The sequence below is a fragment of the Bradyrhizobium sp. CCBAU 51765 genome (assembly GCF_015291725.1).
Lineage (GTDB): Bacteria > Pseudomonadota > Alphaproteobacteria > Rhizobiales > Xanthobacteraceae > Bradyrhizobium > Bradyrhizobium liaoningense.
On the sequence record NZ_CP030038.1, the window covers coordinates 4,191,479 to 4,211,389 of the forward strand.

16 protein-coding genes are annotated in these 19,911 nt (G+C 63.9%); 10 read left to right on the top strand and 6 right to left on the bottom strand.

Annotated features, from left to right (window positions below; translation table 11 throughout):
* Nucleotides 1-49: 49 nt before the first annotated feature.
* The 9 genes from XH96_RS20165 to XH96_RS20205 all read left to right on the top strand — a co-directional run bounded on the left by XH96_RS20165 (nt 50) and on the right by XH96_RS20205 (nt 9,866).
* Nucleotides 50-1,312, top strand: coding sequence for a D-alanyl-D-alanine carboxypeptidase family protein (locus tag XH96_RS20165; RefSeq protein ID WP_194393961.1), 1,263 nt, complete (start codon nt 50-52; stop codon nt 1,310-1,312).
* A 2-nt stretch (nt 1,313-1,314) separates the two neighbouring features.
* On the top strand, nt 1,315-2,001 hold the full coding sequence (tmk, locus tag XH96_RS20170) for a dTMP kinase (protein WP_131868692.1): 687 nt from the start codon (nt 1,315-1,317) through the stop codon (nt 1,999-2,001).
* A complete protein-coding gene (locus tag XH96_RS20175; protein WP_194393962.1) occupies nt 1,998-3,044 on the top strand; it encodes a DNA polymerase III subunit delta' in 1,047 nt (348 codons plus the stop codon). The genes tmk and XH96_RS20175 overlap by 4 nt, the downstream gene beginning before the upstream one ends.
* Nucleotides 3,045-3,154: 110 nt before the next feature.
* Nucleotides 3,155-5,194: a methionine--tRNA ligase gene (gene metG / locus XH96_RS20180; protein ID WP_194393963.1), complete on the top strand. Its 2,040-nt coding sequence runs from the start codon at nt 3,155-3,157 to the stop codon at nt 5,192-5,194.
* A gap of 10 nt (nt 5,195-5,204) precedes the next feature.
* Nucleotides 5,205-5,981 carry a TatD family hydrolase gene (locus XH96_RS20185; RefSeq protein WP_194393964.1) on the top strand — a complete coding sequence of 259 codons (777 nt, stop codon included), beginning with the start codon at nt 5,205-5,207 and terminating at the stop codon, nt 5,979-5,981.
* 13 nt (nt 5,982-5,994) lie between these two features.
* Entirely contained in the window at nt 5,995-6,792 is a 798-nt protein-coding gene (locus XH96_RS20190) for an MBL fold metallo-hydrolase (RefSeq protein WP_194394191.1), read from the top strand.
* A 147-nt stretch (nt 6,793-6,939) separates the two neighbouring features.
* Complete coding sequence (locus XH96_RS20195) at nt 6,940-7,533, top strand: TRAP transporter small permease (RefSeq protein WP_194393965.1); 594 nt, start codon at nt 6,940-6,942, stop codon at nt 7,531-7,533.
* 2 nt (nt 7,534-7,535) lie between these two features.
* A complete protein-coding gene (locus XH96_RS20200; RefSeq protein ID WP_194393966.1) occupies nt 7,536-8,849 on the top strand; it encodes a TRAP transporter large permease in 1,314 nt (437 codons plus the stop codon).
* Between the two features lie 39 nt (nt 8,850-8,888).
* Nucleotides 8,889-9,866, top strand: coding sequence for a TRAP transporter substrate-binding protein (locus XH96_RS20205; RefSeq protein WP_194394192.1), 978 nt, complete (start codon nt 8,889-8,891; stop codon nt 9,864-9,866).
* Between the two features lie 59 nt (nt 9,867-9,925).
* On the opposite strand, the gene XH96_RS20210 is transcribed toward XH96_RS20205, so the two are convergent.
* From XH96_RS20210 to XH96_RS20235, 6 genes are all read right to left on the bottom strand, one after another.
* Entirely contained in the window at nt 9,926-11,587 is a 1,662-nt protein-coding gene (locus XH96_RS20210) for an acyl-CoA synthetase (protein WP_194393967.1), read from the bottom strand.
* A 21-nt stretch (nt 11,588-11,608) separates the two neighbouring features.
* Entirely contained in the window at nt 11,609-13,498 is a 1,890-nt protein-coding gene (locus XH96_RS20215) for a TRAP transporter large permease subunit (protein WP_194393968.1), read from the bottom strand.
* A gap of 15 nt (nt 13,499-13,513) precedes the next feature.
* On the bottom strand, nt 13,514-14,545 hold the full coding sequence (locus tag XH96_RS20220) for a TRAP transporter substrate-binding protein (protein ID WP_194393969.1): 1,032 nt from the start codon (nt 14,543-14,545) through the stop codon (nt 13,514-13,516).
* A 317-nt stretch (nt 14,546-14,862) separates the two neighbouring features.
* Nucleotides 14,863-15,270 (bottom strand): aconitase family protein, encoded by a 408-nt coding sequence (locus XH96_RS20225; protein ID WP_194393970.1) that lies wholly within the window; start codon nt 15,268-15,270, stop codon nt 14,863-14,865.
* Nucleotides 15,267-15,485: a hypothetical protein gene (locus XH96_RS20230; protein WP_194393971.1), complete on the bottom strand. Its 219-nt coding sequence runs from the start codon at nt 15,483-15,485 to the stop codon at nt 15,267-15,269. Before XH96_RS20230 ends, XH96_RS20225 begins: the two co-directional genes overlap by 4 nt.
* Nucleotides 15,486-15,566: 81 nt before the next feature.
* Nucleotides 15,567-15,746 (bottom strand): hypothetical protein, encoded by a 180-nt coding sequence (locus XH96_RS20235; protein WP_194393972.1) that lies wholly within the window; start codon nt 15,744-15,746, stop codon nt 15,567-15,569.
* 291 nt (nt 15,747-16,037) lie between these two features.
* On the opposite strand from XH96_RS20235, the gene XH96_RS20240 reads away from it, so the two are divergent.
* A complete protein-coding gene (locus XH96_RS20240) occupies nt 16,038-19,625 on the top strand; it encodes an AIDA repeat-containing protein (protein ID WP_246790172.1) in 3,588 nt (1,195 codons plus the stop codon).
* Nucleotides 19,626-19,911: the final 286 nt, after the last annotated feature.

The window sequence follows — 19,911 nt, forward strand, 5'->3', positions numbered from 1 at the left end:
TTGTTCGCATCTGTTCCAACTGTTAGAACGCCTCCCTCAGGGCTTCGCCATGGCATTTCGTCTTCCTTTGCTTCGTCGCAACCGGCTCACCGCCGGCACGCTGGTGCGCGGGCTGATCGCTGCGGCCCTGGTGGCGGGGATCGGCTGGGGCGGGGCGCTCTATGCCGCCAACCAGAGCGTCCAGGGCGCCAAGAAGGCGGAAGAGGCCGGCTTCGATGGCGATGCCCCGACTGCGATCCTGATCGAAGCCTCCAGCGGCAGCGTGCTGTTCGAGAAGAACGCCGACGAGCTGCGCGCGCCCTCGAGCATGATGAAGCTGATGACCGCGGAGGTGGTCTTCAATGCGATCACGAAGGGCGACATCAAGCTGACGGACGAGTACCGGATCAGCGAGAATGCGTGGCGCCGGGGCGGTGCGCCCTCGGGCGGCTCGACCATGTTCGCGGCCATCAACAGCAAGGTCTCGGTCGACGATCTCCTGCACGGCGCGATCATCCAGAGCGGCAATGACGCCTGCATCGCGCTTGCCGAAGCCATGGCGGGCAATGAGCGGATCTTCGCGGCCGACTTCATGACCAAGCGTGCACGCGAACTTGGTCTCACCAAATCGACCTTCGCCAATTCGAACGGCTTGCCCGACCCCGGCAACAAGATGACGGTACGCGAGCTCGGCATGCTCGCGCGGCATATCATTCTCGACTTTCCCGACTTCTACAAACTGTTCGGCGAGAAGGAGTTCACCTGGAACAAGATCCGCCAGTTCAACCGCAATCCGCTGCTCAATTCGATGGAAGGCGCCGACGGCCTCAAGACCGGCTACACCAAGGAAGGCGGCTATGGCATGGTGGGCTCGGCCGTGCAGAACGGCACGCGGCTGATCGTCGTCGTCAATGGCCTCGAAGACCCCGAGGATCGCGCCACGGAAGCCAAGAAGATGCTGGAATGGGGCTTCCGCAATTTCGAGACCCGCACCCTGATCCCGGCCGAGCAGCCGGTCGGTTACGCCAAGGTGTTCGGCGGCGAGAGCCGCTCGGTCAAGCTCGTCGCCAGGACGCCGGTGAAGGTGATGGTGCACAAGAACGGCAGCGACAAGCTGATTGCGCGCATCGTCTATAGCGGTCCGGTGCGGGCGCCGATCGAGGCCGGTCAGCGGGTCGGCGTGGTCAGGGTCTGGCGCAGCGGCAACATCGCGGTCGAGACGCCGGTCTATGCGGCGGAAGCGATCGGAACCGGTTCGACCATGCGCCGCGCGATCGACGGTGCCAGCGAGCTCGTGATCGGCATGTTCCGCGCAGGCGCCGAGAAGCTCTGATCATGAGTGAGAGCGCGGTACAGCGGCCGTCCGGACGTGGACGCTTCATCACCTTTGAAGGCGGCGAGGGCGCGGGCAAGTCGACCCAGATCAAGAAGCTCGCTGACCGCCTCAAGGCGGCAAAGCTGCGCATCCGGGTCACGCGTGAGCCGGGCGGCTCGCCAGGCGCCGAGATCATGCGTCACCTGGTGCTGTCGGGCATGGGCAAGCTGCTCGGCCCCGAGGCAGAGACGCTGCTGTTTGCCGCCGCGCGCGATGACCATGTCCGCACCGTGATCCTGCCTGCGCTCAACCAGGGCACCTGGGTGCTGTGCGACCGCTTCGCCGACTCGACTCGGGCCTATCAGGGCAGCCTCGGCCGCGTTCCCGAGGGCCTGATCAACGCCATGCAAAGGGTCACGATCGGCGATCTCAAGCCTGATCTCACCATCATCCTCGATTTGCCGGTCGAGATTGGCCTGCAACGCGCTGCCGCGCGCCGCGGCAGCGGGACGCCTGACAGGTTCGAGGCCGAGAAGCTCAGCTTCCACGAGGGCCTCCGCGAAGCCTATCGCAAGATCGCGGCGGACGAGCCCGCGCGCTGCGTGCTGATCGACGCCAATTCCGATCCTGACACGGTCGCGGCCCGAATCTGGACGGCGCTGCGCGATCGTCTTCTTCCCACGCCGGCTTCGGTGATTTCGGCATGAGCCCGCGTCAGGCCGAGCGCGAAACCGCCATTCCCCATCCGCGTGAGACATCGTGGCTGTTCGGCCATCGAGAGGCCGAGGCCGCGCTGCTCGCGGCCTATCGCAGCGGGCGCATCCCACATGCCTGGCTGATCGGCGGGCCGCAAGGGATCGGCAAGGCAACGCTGGCCTATCGCATGGCGCGCTTCGTGCTCGCCCATTCTCAGCCGCTCGCGCCCGCCGTGCAGGGCGCCGAGAACCTTGCGATCGATCCTGACGACGCGGTCGCGCGGCAGGTGGCCGCCGGCTCGCATGGCGGCCTGCTGGCGCTGGAGCGAACCGTCAATGATCGCGGCGTGATGCGCACCGTGATCACCGTGGACGAGACGCGCGAGACGATCGCGTTCTTCGGCTCGACCGCGGCAGCCGAAGGCTGGCGCGTCTGCATCGTCGACACCGTCGATGAGCTCAATCCAAACGCGGCCAATGCGCTTCTGAAGATCCTCGAGGAGCCACCCCAGCAATCGCTGTTCCTTCTGGTGAGCCACGCGCCCGCGCGCGTGCTCGCCACGATCCAGTCACGCTGCCGCAAGCTGCGCCTGCGGCCGCTCACCACGGATGACGTGATCGCGGCCGCAGCTTCGGCGGCCGAGCTTGATCCGAACGATCCCGCGCTGCGCGAGGCGGCGGAAGCCTCCGAGGGCAGCGTCGCACGGGCGCTGACGCTGCTCGGCGGCGACGCCCTGAAACTTCAGCAGCGCACGGCGGCGCTGCTGGCGCGCCTGCCGCAGGTCGATCCGCGCGAATTGCACATGCTCGGCGATTCGCTCGGCACCAGCGACCGCGTCGCGCTTGCCGCCTTCATCGACGGCATCGACCGCTGGATCGCGGAGCGGCTGCATGCGGATGAGGCCAATGCCAACCAGAACCTGCCGCGCCTTGCGCGCCTAGCTGAGGTATGGGAAAAGATCGTCCGCGCCGCGCGCGACACCGAGACCTACAATCTGGAGCGCAAGCCCTTGGTCTTCTCGGTGTTTGGCTGGCTGGCGGACGCAACGCGCTAGAGCATGATCCGGAAAAGCGCGGAGCGGTTTTCCGAATAGATCATGCGCAAAACAACAACCTAACGCAGGTTCGTTTCCAGATTTCGGACAAGCCGGTAAAGGAATTCGTGGTGGCAACGCGAGCTAAGAAGACCGTCAAAGGCAAGAGCAGCAAGAAGAAGGCTGCCAAGAAGGCCGTGAAGAAAGCCGCTGGGAAGGCCGCTAAGGCGCGCGCGGCCAAAGCCGCCAAAGAGACCAAGAAGACCAAGAAGACCAAGAAGACCAAGAAGGCCGCTGCCAGGAAGGGCGTGACGAAGAGCGCTGCAAAGACGACGAAGAAGGCCGGCAAAAAGGCTGCGAAGGGGCAGGTCGTCGCCAAGAAGGCTTCTAAGAGATCAGCTGCCAACAAGCCGGCCAAGACTCCGGCAAAGGCTCCTGCCAAGACGCCGCCAAAGGCTCCGGCGAAGAAGGTCGCGAAGAAGGCGGCTGTACCTGCCGTGACCGCCGCGCCGTCTCCGGTCGTCACGCCGCCGAGGGCTGTGACGCCCAAGGCGTCGAAACCCAAGAGCCCGCGTGCACCGAAGCCGGTTGCTGCTCCACAGGTCGCCGCACCCGTTGCCGCTCCCGCGCGCGGCAACGTCTTCTACATCACGACCGCAATCGCCTATCCCAATGGCAGCCCGCATATCGGTCACGCCTATGAGGCGATCGCGACCGACGCGCTGGCGCGCTTTGCGCGGCTCGACGGCAAGGACGTGTTCTTCCTGACCGGCACCGACGAGCACGGTCAGAAGATGGTTCAGACTGCGGCCGGGGAGGGCATGTCCGCCGCCGCGCTCGCGACCCGCAATGCCGGCCGCTTCAAGGAGATGGACGAACGTCTGAACGTGTCGTTCGACCGCTTCATCCGCACCACCGAGGAGCAGCATCATCGCTCCAGCCAGGAGATCTGGCGGCGCATGGAAGCGAACGGCGACATCTATGCCGACACCTATTCGGGCTGGTACTCGGTCCGTGACGAGGCCTATTACGCCGAGGACGAGACGCGCGTGAACGACGACGGCGTGCGCTTGGGCCCGCAGGGTACGCCGGTCGAATGGGTCGAGGAGAAGAGCTATTTCTTCCGCCTGTCGGCGTACCAGGACAGGCTGCTCAAGCTCTACGCGGACCACCCTGATTTCATCGGTCCGGACTCCCGCAAGAACGAGGTGGTGAGCTTCGTCAGGGGCGGCCTGCGCGATCTCTCGATCTCGCGCACCACCTTCGATTGGGGCGTGAAGGTGCCGGGCGACGAAGGACACGTGATGTATGTCTGGGTCGACGCGCTGACCAATTACATCACCGGCGTCGGCTTCCCCGATGAGAGCGAAAGGAACTGGCGCTACTGGCCGGCCGACGTGCACATCATCGGCAAGGACATCATCCGCTTCCATGCGGTGTATTGGCCGGCCTTCCTTCTGTCGGCCGGCATCCCTCTGCCGAAGCGGGTCTATGCCCACGGCTTCCTGTTCAGCAGGGGCGAGAAGATGTCGAAGTCGGTCGGCAACGTCGTCGATCCCTTCAATCTCGCCGACCAGTACGGCGTCGACCAGATGCGCTATTTCTTCCTGCGCGAGGTGCCGTTCGGACAGGACGGCAACTACAATCACGAGGCCATCGTGGCGCGCATCAATGCCGATCTCGCCAACGACCTCGGCAACCTCGCCCAGCGCTCGCTCTCGATGATCGCCAAGCAGTTCGACGGCGTGCTGCCCGAGCCCGGGGACTTCAGCGACAACGACAAGGCGATTCTGGCAATGGCCGACGGCATGATCGCTGCGTCGCGCGAGGCCATGGCGACGCAGCAGATCCATCAATGGCTCAACGCCGTCTGGGCCGTGGTCGCAGAGGCCAACCGCTATTTCGCCGGCGAGGCGCCGTGGGCGCTCGCGAAGACGGATCCAGCCAGGCAGAAGACGGTGCTCTACGTCACCGCCGAAGTCGTGCGCCAGGTCGCGATCCTGGCTCAGCCCGCGATGCCGATCGCCTCAGGTAAGCTGCTCGACGGCCTCGGCATCCCCGAGACCGAGCGCAACTTCGCCATGCTCGGCGGCGCCAAGCGCATCGCACCGGGCTCGACGCTGCCGGCGCCGACGCCGGCGTTCCCGCGCTACGTCGAGCCGGCAGCCTGAAGGCGTCCGCATGTTGGTCGACAGTCATTGCCATCTGGATTTTCCGGACTTTGCGGAAGATCTCGACGGGATCGTGTCGCGGGCGAGAGCGGCCGGCATCACGCGTATGGTCACGATCTCGACGCGGGTGCGCCGGCTGAAGGATCTGCTCGCGATCGCCGAACGCTATGACGACGTCTATTGCTCGGTCGGCACCCATCCGCACAACGCGGACGAGGAGGACGGCATCGCGCCGGACGAGCTCGTTGCCCTGACGCAGCACCCCAAGGTCGTCGCGCTCGGCGAGGCCGGGCTCGACTATTTCTACGACAACGGCTCGCCGGAAGCGCAGGCGAGGGGCTTTCGCGCCCACATCGCCGCCGCCCGCGTCACCGGCCTGCCGCTGGTGATCCACACCCGCGAAGCCGACGAGGACTGCGCACGCATTCTGGAAGACGAGGTGGCAAAGGGATCGTTTCGCGCCGTGCTGCATTGTTACACGGGCGGACGCGAGCTGGCACTGAAGGCGGTGTCGCTCGGGCTCTATATCGGCTTCACGGGAATCCTGACCTTCAAGAAATCAGAGGCCTTGCGCGCGCTTGCGGCCGAGCTGCCATCGGACCGTATCCTGGTTGAAACGGACTCGCCTTATCTTGCGCCTGGCAAGTTTCGAGGCAAGCGCAATGAGCCGGCCTATGTCGTCGAGGTGGCAAAAGTGCTCGCCGAGACACGCGGCGTGTCGTTTGACGAGATCTCGCGCCAGACAAGCGAAAACTTCTTCCGTCTGTTCTCGAAGGTGAATGCTTGAGACTGGGGACCACATGACGTTGACGCTGACGATCCTGGGCTGCGGCTCCTCCGCCGGCGTGCCGCGCCCGGCGCTCGGCTGGGGCGCCTGTGATCCCAACAATCCCAAGAACCGCCGTCGCCGCTGCTCGCTGCTGGTCGAACGGACGTCCGAGCACGGCACGACACGCATCGTGATCGACACCTCGCCGGATCTGCGCGAGCAGTTGCTCTCGACCAATGTCGACCACATCGACGCAGTGTTCCTGACGCACGAGCACGCCGACCAGACCCACGGCATGGACGATCTACGCTCGGTCGTCATGCACATGCGTCGTCGTATCCCGACCTACTTCAACCAGTCGACCGCCAAGGACATCCTGTCGCGCTTCTCCTATTGCTTCATCTCGCCGGAGGGCAGCGACTACCCGCCGATCCTGACTCGGCATTCGATCGAGGCGGGCGAGAGCCAGACCATCCTGGGGAAGGGCGGCGCGGTGACGATGACAGCCTTCCTGGTGCAGCACGGCAATATTCCCGCGCTCGGCTATCGCATCGGGGATGCCGCCTACACGCCCGACCTCAACGACATCCCGCGCGAGAGCTGGGGCGCACTGGAAAATCTCGACCTCTGGATCGTCGATGGCCTGCGCTACACCAACCATGTCAGCCATTTCAGCATCAACGACGCGCTGTCGTGGATCGAGCGATTCAAGCCGAAGCGCGCGGTCATCACCAACATGACCGCCGACGTCGACTACGAGGTCATCCGTCAGTCGCTGCCGGCCGGCGTTGTGCCAGCCTATGACGGGCTGCGGCTGGAGACGCACTGAACCTGGGGTGGAAATTCTGGTGTCAGGCGGCATACTCCTTGCTTGCGCCCACCCCATCATGTTGATCTAACGTCTGAAAGACAGGCGTTGGACAGGGCGACATTCAGGTACGACCGGCACGGGTCGATTGAATCGCCTCGTGTGAGGATGGGGATTGCGTTGGCAGGGGACGATGTAGCGGCTCGGGGACCGGCGCGACGCGCTCTGGACCTGCTTTATCTCGGCGCGGGCTACGCCGCGGGCGTCTTTCTGGTCGCGATCTTCGCAATCATGATGGCCATGTCGGTCGGGCGCCAATTTGCGATCAACATTCCCGCCGGCGATGATTTCGCGTCCTGGTGCATGGCCGCGATGGCTTTCCTAGGGCTTGCGCACACCTTCAAGCGCGGAGAGATGATCCGCGTCGGCCTGCTGCTGGAGCGTCTGCACGGGCGGACCAAGCAGATCGCCGAGATCACGGCGCTCGGTATCGCCACCGCCTTCATCCTCTATTTCACCCGCTATGCCGTGCAGATGACCTACGACTCCTGGCGCTTCAACGATGTGGCGCAGGGCGTCGTCGCGCTCCCGCTCTGGATTCCGCAGCTCGGCTTTGCCGGGGGCCTTGCGATCCTGTCGATCGCGCTCATCGATGAAATGGTCAATGTCGTCGGCGGCGGCCGCCCAAGCTACGAGAAGGGCTCGCCGGATGAGACGCCGGACGAATTCATCGAGCGCATCTCCCAGGGCGGCGGAGGTTGACCATGGCCAATCTCGGCATGATCGAGCTGTCGTTCGTTCTGCTCGGCGTCATGATCCTGCTGCTGGGAAGCGGCGTGTGGATCGCGGTCTCGCTTGGACTTGTCGGCTTCGTGGCGATGGCGCTGACGACGAGCCTTCCGCTCGGCGCCGTGCTCGCCACCACCACCTGGAGCGCCAGCTCGTCGTGGACGCTGGCTGCGTTGCCGCTGTTCATCTGGATGGGCGAGATCCTCTTCCGCACCAAATTATCGGAAGAGATGTTCCGGGGGCTGTCGCCCTGGGTTCAGTGGCTGCCGGGACGCCTGACCCATGTCAACGTGATCGGCTGTGGCATCTTTGCTGCCGTGTCGGGCTCTTCGGCGGCGACCTGCGCGACGATCGGAAAAATCGCGCTGCCTGAGCTGGACAAGCGCGGCTACGACAAGAGCCTGAGTCTCGGATCGCTCGCGGGCGCGGGCACGCTCGGCCTCCTGATTCCGCCCTCGATCCCGATGGTGGTCTACGCGGTCACGGCGAACGTCTCCGTGCTACAGGTGTTTCTCGGCGGGTTCCTGCCGGGTGTGCTCGTGATGGTGCTCTATTCGGGCTACATCATCATCTGGTCGCTGCTCAATCCCAAGAAGGTTCCGCCGCGCGATCCGCCGATGCCGTTCCGGCAGAAGCTTCAGGAATCGGCGAAGCTCGCACCCTGCCTGCTCCTGATCCTGGCCGTGTTTCTTTCTCTCGTGCTGGGCTTTGCGACCGCCACGGAATGCGCCGCATGGGGCGTCACGGGCGCGCTGCTGCTGGCGTGGTGGAGCGGTACGCTCACGCGCAAGAATTTCCTCGAAAGCATCATGAGTGCGACGCGCCTGACCTGCATGATCATGCTGATCCTGGCGGGTGCGGCCTATACCACGGCTGCGATGGCCTATACGGGCATTCCCGCCGCGCTCGCCACCTGGGTCCAGGGTCAACAGCTCACGCCGGGCATGCTCGCGCTGTATCTGAGCATCATGTACATCATCCTGGGATGCCTGATCGACGGCATCTCGATGATCGTCCTGACCGCCGTCATCGTGCTGCCGATGGTCAGGCAGGCCGGGCTCGACCTGGTCTGGTTCGGCGTCTATCTCATCATTCACGTGGAAATGGCGCAGATCACGCCGCCGGTTGGATTCAATCTCTTCGTGCTCCAGAACATGAGCGGCCGTGATACGTTCACCGTTGCCCGGGCAGCGTTTCCGTTTTTCATCCTGCTGCTCGCGTCCGTGTTCATCATCACGGAGTATCCGCAGATCGTAATGTTCTTGCCCAAGCTCGCCTTCCCAGACTGAGCGTGCAAAGTGTTCAAATTGACTGTGAGGAGAAGCCCGATAATGTCCCGTTTAATCCGCGCATCCTTGATCGCCGGCGCCGTGCTCGCCGCGACGCCCGCCATGGCTCAGACCAAATGGAATCTGCCGGCGGCATATCCTGCCGACAATCCCCATTCCGAGAACCTCGTTGCGTTCGCCAAGGACGTCGAAGCCGCCACCTCCGGCAAGCTCCAGATCACGGTTCATCCGGGTGCCTCGCTGTTCAAGGCACCCGACATCAAGCGCGCGGTGGTGACCGGGCAGGCGCAGATGGGTGAGGTGCTGCTGTCGATCCACGAGAACGAGGATCCGCTCTTCGGCATCGACGTCGTGCCGTTCCTCGCGACCAGCTTCCCGGACGCGATGAAGCTGTATCAGGCCTCCAAGCCCTCGATCGTCAAGAAGCTCGATGCACAGGGTCTCAAGCTTCTGTTCGCCGTGCCGTGGGCGCCCCAGGGCGTCTATGTCAACAAGCCGCTAGCCTCGATCGAGGACATGAAGGGCCTGAAATGGCGGGCCTACAATGTCGGAACCGCGCGGATCGGCGAGCTGGTCGGCGCCCAGTCGGTCACGATCCAGGCGGCGGAATTGCCGCAGGCGCTGGCGACGGGCGTGGTGAACTCCTTCATGTCATCGGGCGGCACCGGCTACGATGCGAAGGCCTGGGAGTCGCTCAAATATTTCTATGACGTGCAGGCCTGGATTCCGAAGGACTACACCTTCGTCAACAAGGCCGCATTCGAGGCGCTCGACAAGCCGACCCAGGAGGCCATCCTCAAGGCCGCCGCGACCGCGGAGACCCGCGGTTGGAAAGCCTGGCAGGACAAGAGCACCTGGTACATCGACCAGCTCAAGGCGAAGGGCATGACGGTCGAGCCGCCAAGCCCGGCACTCAAGGCCGGCTTCCAGAAGATCGGCGAACAGCTCACGGCCGACTGGCTCAAGAAGGCCGGAGCCGACGGTCAGGCAGTGGTCGACGCCTACAGGAAGATGTGAAGACGGAGAGAGCTTCCGCTCGCCGTGCTCGCGCGGGCGGAAGGCTCTCCAGACGCCGTTCAGGCCGAGATCGCCTTCGCTGATCCGACCTCGTTGCGTAGCAGGAATTTCTGGATCTTGCCGGTCGAGGTCTTCGGGATGGGTCCGAACACGACCGCCTTCGGTGTCTTGAAGCCGCTCATATGCGAACGGCAGAAGGCGATGATGTCGGCCTCGCTGGCGCTGGCGCCGTCCTTCAATTCGACGAAGGCGCAGGGCACCTCACCCCATTTCGGATCGGGCTTGGCGACCACGGCTGCGAACAGCACGGCGGGGTGCTTGTAGAGGATGTCCTCGACCTCGACGGAGGAGATGTTCTCGCCGCCGGAAATGATGATGTCCTTGGAGCGGTCCTTGATGATGACGTAGCCATGCTCGTCGAGCACGCCGAGGTCGCCGGTGTGAAACCAGCCGCCTTCGAACGCTTCCTTGGTTGCCTTCTCGTTCTTGAGATACCCCTTCATCACGATGTTGCCGCGGAACATGACCTCGCCGATGGTCTCGCCGTCGCGCGGCACGTCCTGCATTGTCTGCGGGTTGATGACGGTGACGGCTTCCTCGAGCGGGTAGGGCACACCCTGCCGCCGCTTCATTCGAGCCCGCTCGGCCGCCGGGAGCTCGTCCCAGCCGGGCTGTTCGGCGCAGACGGAGGCGGGGCCGTAGACCTCGGTCAGGCCGTACACGTGTGTCAGCTTGATGCCGATGCTTTCGGCGCCCTCCAGCACCGCGACCGGCGGCGCAGCGCCGGCGATCAGGCCGACGACGCGGCGGGCCGCATTGCCGGTTGACGTTTCCTTGGGCGCATCGGGCGCGTTGATCAGCGTGTTGTAGACGATCGGCGCGCCGCACATGTGGGTGACGCCGTGCTGCTTGATCAGCTCGAAAATCTTCGTTGGCTCGACCTTGCGCAGGCAGACATTGATGCCGGCGGCGGCCGCGATGGTCCAGGGGAAGCACCAGCCGTTGCAGTGGAACATCGGCAGCGTCCAGAGATAGACCGGATGCTGGCCGAGATTGCCGGCGAGGATGTTGCTGACGGCGTTCAGGTACGCGCCGCGATGATGGGTGACGACGCCCTTGGGATTGCCCGTCGTGCCCGAGGTGTAGCTCAGCGCGATCGCGTCCCATTCATCACTCGGCCTGACCGCCACGAAGCCGGGATCGCCTTGCGCAACGGCTGCCTCATACTCGATCTCGCCGATGCGCGTGCCGCCCTTGAACGATGCGTCGTCGACGTCGACCACAAGCGGCTTGGGGCCCTTCATCTGCGCGAGCGCATCAGTGATCACGCTGGAGAATTCGGGGTCGACCAGGATGATCCTGGCGCCGCCATGGTCGAGCTGGAACGCGATGGAGGGCGCATCGAGGCGGATGTTGAGCGCGTTGAGCACGGCGCCGGTCATGGGCACGGCGAAATGCGCCTCGTTCATCGCCGGAATGTTAGGCAGCATCGCCGCAACGGTGTCGCCGACGCCGATGCCCTTGCCCGCCAGCCACGACGCAAATCGCCTGCAGCGTTCATAGGTCTGCACCCAGGTGAAGCTGCGGCCCTCATAGACGGTGCTGACGTGATCGGGATAGACGGCGGCGCTGCGCGCGATGAAGCTCAGCGGGCTCAGCGGCACATAGTTGGCGGGTGTCTTGTCGAGGCCGATATTGTACGGGTTCTGCCGCTCACTCATCGACACACTCCTCAAATCGCGTCAAAGAAATCCGATCGAGATCCAGGGGAAGATCGCGACGATGATCAGTCCCACCAGCAGCGCCAGCAGATAGCCCCAGATCGGCCTGATGCCCTCGGCCGGATCGACCCGTCCAATGGCGCAGGCCGCATAATAGCCGACGCCGAACGGCGGGGCGAATAGCCCGATACCCATGGCGAGAATGATCACCATGGCATAGTGCACCTCGTGCACGCCGACGGCGCGGGCGATCGGGAACAACAGCGGCCCGAACAGCACGATCGCCGGAATGCCCTCCAGCACGCTGCCGAGGATGACGAAGGCCAGGATCGAGACAGCGATGAAGGTCGCCGCTCCGCCGGGCAGCCCCGTCATGGCGGCCGCCAGCGAACGCGAGAAGCCTGATTGGGTCAGGCCCCAGGCCATGCCGGTCGCCGTGCCGATGATCAGGAGGATCGCACCCGACAGCGCCGCCGTCTCGACCAGCATCGGAAACAGCCGCCGCCAGTCGAAGCGGCGGTAGACGAGGAGGCCGACGAGGGCGCCATAGACGATGCCGATGGTGGAGACCTCGGTCGCGGTCGCGATGCCCTCGACCACGGCGTAGCGGATCACGAAAGGCAGCGCGAGCGCGGGCAGGGCGACGATGAAGGTCCTGCCGATCTCGGACGCCGTCGCGCGGCGGACGTGGCTCATGTCCTCGTGGCGGTAGCGCCACCACACCAGCATGCACAGCGTGATCGCGAGCACGACGCCGGGCAACAGGCCGCCTGTGAACAGGGCTGCGATCGAAACGCCGGTAACCGAGCCGATCGTGATCAGCACGAGGCTCGGCGGAATCGTCTCGGTCTGGGCGCCCGTCGCCGCAAGAAGCGCGACGAGGTCGCCAGGCTTGGCACCACGCTCTTTCATCTCGGGAAACAGCACGGGCGCGACGGCGGCCATGTCTGCGGCCTTGGCGCCGGAAATGCCGGAGACCAGGTACATCGCGCCGACCAGCACGTAATGCAGGCCGCCCCTGACATGGCCGAGCAGGCTCGCCAGGAACGCCACCATGGCCCGCGCCATGCCGGTCATCTCGATCAGGAGGCCGAGGAACACGAACAACGGCACCGAGAGCAGGATGAGGTGGCTCATGCCCTCGTCCATGCGCCCGACCAGCACCATGACCGGCGTGCGCGTGGCAAGCGCGAGATAGCCAAAGATCGCCAGGCCAAAGCCGAACGCAATGGGAACACCGGCAAAGACACAAAAGCCGGCAACGCCGACGAAGAAGATGACGAGGTTGAGATTGCCGAGCTGCCGCAGGAGCGGCTCCGCCAGCCAGAACAGGCCGATTACGGCAGCAACGGTGACGAAGGCCGTTGCGACCATCCGGTAATCGGCCGCGCGCAGCAGCCGCAGCAAGGCAAAGGCTGCCATGAGGCCGATACCGGTCGGCAGCGCGGCGGCGCGCCACATGTTGGAGATCTGGAGCGCCGGGGTGGTTATGTAGCTCTCTTCGTAGGCATAGTCGAAGGACGGCCAGACGATCAGCGCCAGGAACGCCAGCGCCGCGCAGGTTGCGACCAGATCGAGATAGGCCCGCATCGCAGGCCCGGCGCTCGCGACGATCGCGGTCATGCGCATGTGCTCGGAGCGGCGGAAGGCGACCGCCGCGCCCAGCATGGCCAGCCAAAGGAACAGGATCGAAGCGAGTTCGTCGGACCAGATCAGCGGCCGGTGCAGGCCGTAGCGCGCGACCACCCCGGCGAACAGGATCACGATTTCGGCGACGACGAGAATCGCCGCCGGGACTTCGACGAGGAGGCCGAGCACGCGCTCGGTCGAGCCCAGCAACGAAGGTCGGCGAGGGGACTGCACAGCCACCTCGCCCGTTACTTCGGTCACCTCGACCTCGAAATGAGCCATGACGGCCCCGACGCGTTACGACAGCTTGCCGACGGCCTTTTCCAGGAGGTCCCAGGCCTGATCGCCGTACTTGCCTTTCCACTCGGCATAGAAGCCGGCGGTGCGCAGCTTGTCGCGGAACGGCGCCACGGCCGGCTGGTTGAAGGTCAGACCCTTGCCCGCGAGCTCCTGCTGCAGGCTGGCATTCAGCTTGGCGGTGTCTTCGCGCTCCTTCACGGCCGCGGCGTTGATGTTCTTGGCGACGATGGCGCGCACGTCCTGCGGCAGCTTTTCCCAGGCCCTGCGGTTGGCCAGGAACCAGAAGCCGTCCCACATGTGGTTGGTCAATGAGCAGTACTTCTGCACCTCGTAGAGTTTTGCCGTCGAGATGATCGCGAGCGGGTTCTCCTGGCCCTCGACGATCTTGGTCTGCAGCGCGGAATAGACCTCGCTGAAATTGATCGAGGCGGGCGCCGCGTCGAGCGCCTTGAACATCGAGGTCCACAGCGGCGACACCGGCACGCGGATCTTGAAGCCCTTGAGGTCGTCCGGCCCGGTGATCGGCTTGGTCGACGACGTGGTCTGGCGGAAGCCGTTGTCCCAGATCCTGTCCATGACCTCGAGGCCGGCCTTCTTGATCTCGCTACGGACATGGGCGCCGAGATCGCCGTCCATGGCCTTCCAGACCGTGTCGTAGTCCGGGAACGCGAAGCCGATGCCGTTGATGGACGCCGCCGGCACCAGGGTCGACAGGATCAGTCCTGACAGCGTGAAGAACTCGACGCCGCCGGAGCGGATCTGGCTCAGCATGTCGGTGTCGGACCCGAGCTGGTTGTTCGGGAAGATCTGGAGGTCGAACTTGCCGCCGGTCTCGCTTTTGATCGCCGCAGCCATTTCCTTGGCGCGTACGTTCATCGGATGGGTGTCGGGCAGGTTGTTGGCATATTTGTAGGTGAACTCGGCGCTCTGGGCGCGGGCCACATGGGGCGCACTGAGGCCGCCCAGAGCCGCGGTCGCGGCGGAGGCCTTGAGAAGCGTGCGTCGGGAAAAGCGCGTCGAAAAGACCATGGGTCTGCTTCCTCGGAAGGTTTGTTGTTGTTCTGAGATGCAAACCTATACGGACGGTCGGTCTTCAGGTCATCTGCGATCTCGCGAGGCCTCGCTTATTGCAGCCGGATAACGTCACGGCAATATCGGCTTTCGGCACACGGGGCCTGACAAAAAGTGCGAAAACAACCCCATGCACAGTAGCCGTCAAGTGCTTTGGACGATGGTCGAGCGCAAGACCCGAAACGGCGCTGGAGCGAAGGTGCAATGAGAGGAATTTCACCTAAATATCTGATCCAATTGTATATATAGATATTCCATAATATACCTTATGCGAATTACGGATTAGGCGCGCAGCGTTGCCTGTCGACTTGGATTGGATCTGAGTCTTTCCGGCTGGGTTCGAGTTCCGGCCCGATGACGCGGACGATGCCTTGGCCGGATCGACCCACGTCGAACAGGCGGATGCCGGCCTCGGCCACGCCTTCGCGCAGCGACGCGATGGTGCGACTGCGACTCTCCGATGTCGCTGGCCGGCCTGGAGCAGTCGAGACGACGTGATCGAGCGTCGCGAAGCACAAATTCGGCTGCGCGAGCGGCCTGCTGCTCGCTCTCAGGCGCGCGAGCACGGGACCAGATCCATCGTGAAGCAGATGACGGTCGGCGTGCAGCAGCGAGAAGCCGTCACCGAGATCGGCGATTTCGTGCCCCTTCCATATCTTGTCGTACATCGTTCGCGCCTTCACGGCTCGATCTCCGTATTCACATCTGCGTCGGACAGAGCGCCGACATGGACGATCAGCCGCTCCGTGATCGTCCAAAGCTGCTCGCGCTCGGCTTCCGTCAGCAGCCTGAGCAAGGCGGCTTGGCGCTGCTGGACGAACGGTAGAATCTTGCGATAGGCGACATCGCCTGCCTCCGCAAAACAACTATCGGCGGATACGCGGAGATGGCCCCTCACCTCACCCCTCTCCCTGTAAGAACGGGGAGAGGCAGCAAGCACACTGACATCGCGACCTACCTGCAGTGCACGATGGCAATCTCACGGCCCGTTGGTGCGGCGCGCGGCCTTCGGCGCCTCGTCCTTCAGTTTCTCCAGCGCGTCGGGCATCATCTGTCCGAACGTCGAGCGACGTTGCGGCAAGCATTGCTGCAGGCCCGGAGCCATCACGCGACGGATCGGTGCGAAGGGCCTGCTCGCATGCTTCAATGCCGTGAGCATATCAGCTTCGCTGCTACCGCAGTTCCTCGGTCACGCTGCTGATCTATTCACCGAACAATATGCGTGCGTATACACGTCACGACTCTTACAGGAGGGATCGCGCGAGCATCCGCTCAAAACTTCTTAAACGATGTCTTGACAGACATTTTCAGACATCGCAGTTTTAGGTTGAATAGCCCGCGAATGTTTTTGCTTTTCCGTTTGGTTTGATCTTCCAGGCACCGAACGAGGAGCATTCAGATGACGGCTATTCCTCCCGCCAACGGCGTTACCCTGCGCGATGGCGACACGATGGACGTCACCGGTGGCGCATCCGTCGACAGGACGTGGATCCTGACCGGCGGCCTGCAGACAGTCGGCGGATCCTCCACGACAAGCACGGCAACCAACACCACCATCTTCGGCGGCGAGCAGGACGTCATCTCCAATGGCGTCGCCAGCTATACGAGCATCAGCGCGGGCGGCGTCCAACGTGTCACCGGCGAATTTGTCCACGAAGGTCCAACCCCCGGCACGGTCGATCACACGTCGATCGAGCGCGACGGCGAGCAGGACATCGATGGCGGCATCGCAACGGCGACGACCGTCAATTCCGAGGGCGTGCAGAACGTGACGAATGGCGGCAGCGCCAGCGGCACGGTCGTCCTTGCCGGCGGTATTCTCAGGGTTTCGGGTGAAACCGTCGAAACCGCGCCGGTGTTTCCGGAGCCGGTGATCCGAAGCGTCGCGACCGGTGCAATCATCAACTACCAGGGTGAATTCGACGTCACCGGCGGCGGGACCGCAGTGAACGCGATCGTTCATGGCGGCACCATGACCGTCTCGGGATCGATCCCGGATCCGTTCGCCGACGTCCCCGGCCAGCCGGCCGTCGACGCCAGCATGGCGACCGGCACCATCGTCGAAAATGGTGGAACCCTGACCGTCTCGGACGGAGCATTGGTATCCGGCACCATATTGCAAGAATTCGGTACGTTGAATGTTGATGCAGGCGGCACGGCAACCGGAACGACCATCAATGGTTACGCGACGATGGAACTGTTCGCCGGCGCGACAGCGACCAGCACGACCGTCAATCAAGGCGGCACTTTGATCGTGCTTGGCAACGCCGATTTTTCGGGGACGACATTCAACGCCGGCAGCGCTCTCGAGATCGGCGATGGCACGATCGAAAACGGATTTACCGTCGCGAACAGTTCGGCGCTCTACGTTTTGGACGGTGGCATCCTCACCGACGGTGTTGTCGCCGCAGGCGGAACGCTCGTCGCTGAAGCCGGCGCGACCCTTTCCCATACCACCTTCGAAAGTGGCGCGACGTTCATTATCGAATACGGCTACACGGAAGACGGCTTCACCGTGGCCGACGGCGTTCAGTTCAGGCTGAGCGGCGGCACAGCCACGAACACGACGATATCGACGGGCGGCAAGCAGCTCGTGGGCAGCGGCTTCGGCGACGGAGGCACTGCCACCAACACCGTCATCAATGGCGGCGAACAGGATGTCGGGTTCCTCGCCACCGCGAGCTACTCCACGATCAATGAGGGCGGCGTCCAGCATATTGCCGGCGTTTACCAACACTACGTGCCGGGTCCAGGTGAGGCCGATCACACTATCATCAACAATGGCGGCGAGCAGGACGTCGATGGCGGCATCGTTACGGCGACCACCGTCAACGCAGGCGGTGTCCAAAATCTCACCAATGGCGGCACCGCCCACGGCACCATTGTTGAATCGGGTGGCATCATCAACGCTTCGGGAGAGACGATCTACTATCCTCCGGGAGGCCCGTACGGCCAGGTCATCAGAAGCACGGTTGATTCGGCCGTTGTCGGCAGCGGCGGCGAATTGCACCTGTTCGGGGCCGGGATCGCCACCAACGTCACCATTAACGGCGGCGTGATGACGGTTTCGGGATCCATTCCGGATCCCACCGGCGACCCGAACGCACCGGCGGTCGATGCCAGCGTGGCGCGCGGAACAATCCTCAATTCCGGCAGCCTCTCCGTCTCCGACGACGGTATCGTTAATTCGACGACACTGAACGGCGGCCAGCTCGACGTGCTCGATCAGGGCACCGCGGACGCGTCGATTATCCATCTTGGCGCCACGGAGCTGGTCGAACCCGGCGGCACTGCCGGCGCCACCACGATCGCCGGCGGCACGCTCGATCTCAAGGCGGGCGCGATCTCCGACGACACCATCACCTTCTCCGGCCAGGGCACACTCAAGATCGAGCAGCAGCTGGTTTCGGGCTCATCGACCTTTGCAAGCCAGATCGCAGGCATCGCGCTCGGTGACCAGATCGATCTTTCCGGCCTGTCCTACACCAGCAGCGCAACGGCGACGCTCTCCGGCTCGACGCTCACGGTCAGCAACGGCACGGCCAGCGAGACCTTCAACCTGGCCGACACCTCGGTCACCGGTTTCGGCATCGCGAAAGACAGCTCCGGCGGCATTCTGCTGACGGCCGCGGCGCTGCCGACCATCACCGGAACCGTGTCGGGACAAACGACCAGCAACGAAGCCGCGATCAATCCGTTCTCCACCGTCACGATCACCGATCCGAATGCAGCCGCAACGGATAGTCTCATCATCACGCTGGCAGGCGCGGACGGCATCCTGTCCGGGGCAGGCTTGACCGCGCTCGGCAACGGAACCTACGAACTGGCAGCGACCAGCGCGGCCGACCTGACCGCCGAGTTGCACGCCCTCACCTTCGTGGCCGCGCCGCACGGCGACGGCAGCGTAACGACCACGTTCACGCTGACCGACACAAGCAGCGCCGGCCTGACCATCAGCGACGCCAACACATCCGTCATCGACACGCATCAATCCGCCCCGACGCCGATCGTCGGCCCGGCATCCGGCTATGCGACCATCGAGGGCACGACGGGCAACGACCTCATCCACGCCTACGGCATGTTCAACACCATCCACAATAATGGCGGCAACGACACGATCTATGCCGGAACGTATGGCACGGTCGATGTATCGAGCGGCGACAGCACCGTTCATCTGGAAGGGATCGTCAACCACGTCACCGGCGGCGACGGCAACAACACCGTGACGGGATCGACAGGCGCCACCACGATTGCGCTCGGCAATGGCAACGACACCATCGACGCCGCCGGATATGGCAACATCATCACGCTCGGCAACGGCAGCGATATTGTCCACCCCGGCGACGGCGCGAGCCGGATAACGGCCGGCGACGGCAACGACAAGGTGACGCTCTCAGGTTATGGCAACACGGTCACGCTCGGGCATGGCGACGATGCCGTCACGGGCGGAGACGGCACCAATACCGTCACGCTCGGCAACGGCGACAATACCGTCGATCTCGGCGGGACGGGAAACCAGATCACCGTCGGCTCGGGAACGAACACGATTACGGCCGGCAGCGGGCTGGCCACCATCGTTGCCGGCGCGGGCCACGATACGATCACGCTTGGCGGTGTCGCCAATCACGTGGTGCTCAACGAGTCCGAGGCGGAGGTGACGAACCAGGTCGGCCAGGACGTCATCACGGTCAATGGCGGATCGGACCAGTTCAACTTTTCCGGGTTCGACAATCAGGTGATCATCAATGGTGCGGCCCATGTCAGCATCAACGATCACGGCACCGGTCTGACCGTCTCGATCAACTCCAGCAACCAGATCGATACCATCTCTGGATTTGGCAATGACCCGAACGGCGTCGTTGAGCTTGCGAGCGGCATCGGCAACTACCACTCCGTCGCCGACATCATGGGCGCGCTCACCAGCGACGGGCACGGCGGGACCATGCTTGCGCTGGGAAGCGGTCCCAACGCGGGGTCTGTCGATTTCGTCGACACCGCGATCGCCCAATTGCACGCGTCGAACTTTCTGCTCGTGTAAGACCGCGCCGGGTCGCAAGAGCCGGAGGGTCTGGCCATCGGAGCCGCGAACCTGCACCAAAGAATTGCGGTGCGGAAACGCGGTGCATGCCTTCACGCCGTGCGTGGCCGAGCTACACCGCTTTCGGCTTTATGCTCTCCTTGCAAGGGGAGGAAGGTCGGCGGCCGTTTCTCGACGAACGCTGTCATTCCTTCCTGCCATTCGGCACCTCCGATTAGCGTGGTAAGCACTTCCCCGGCGACGGCGAGATGCACATTCATTCGCTCGACTAGTCACGCCGCACGGA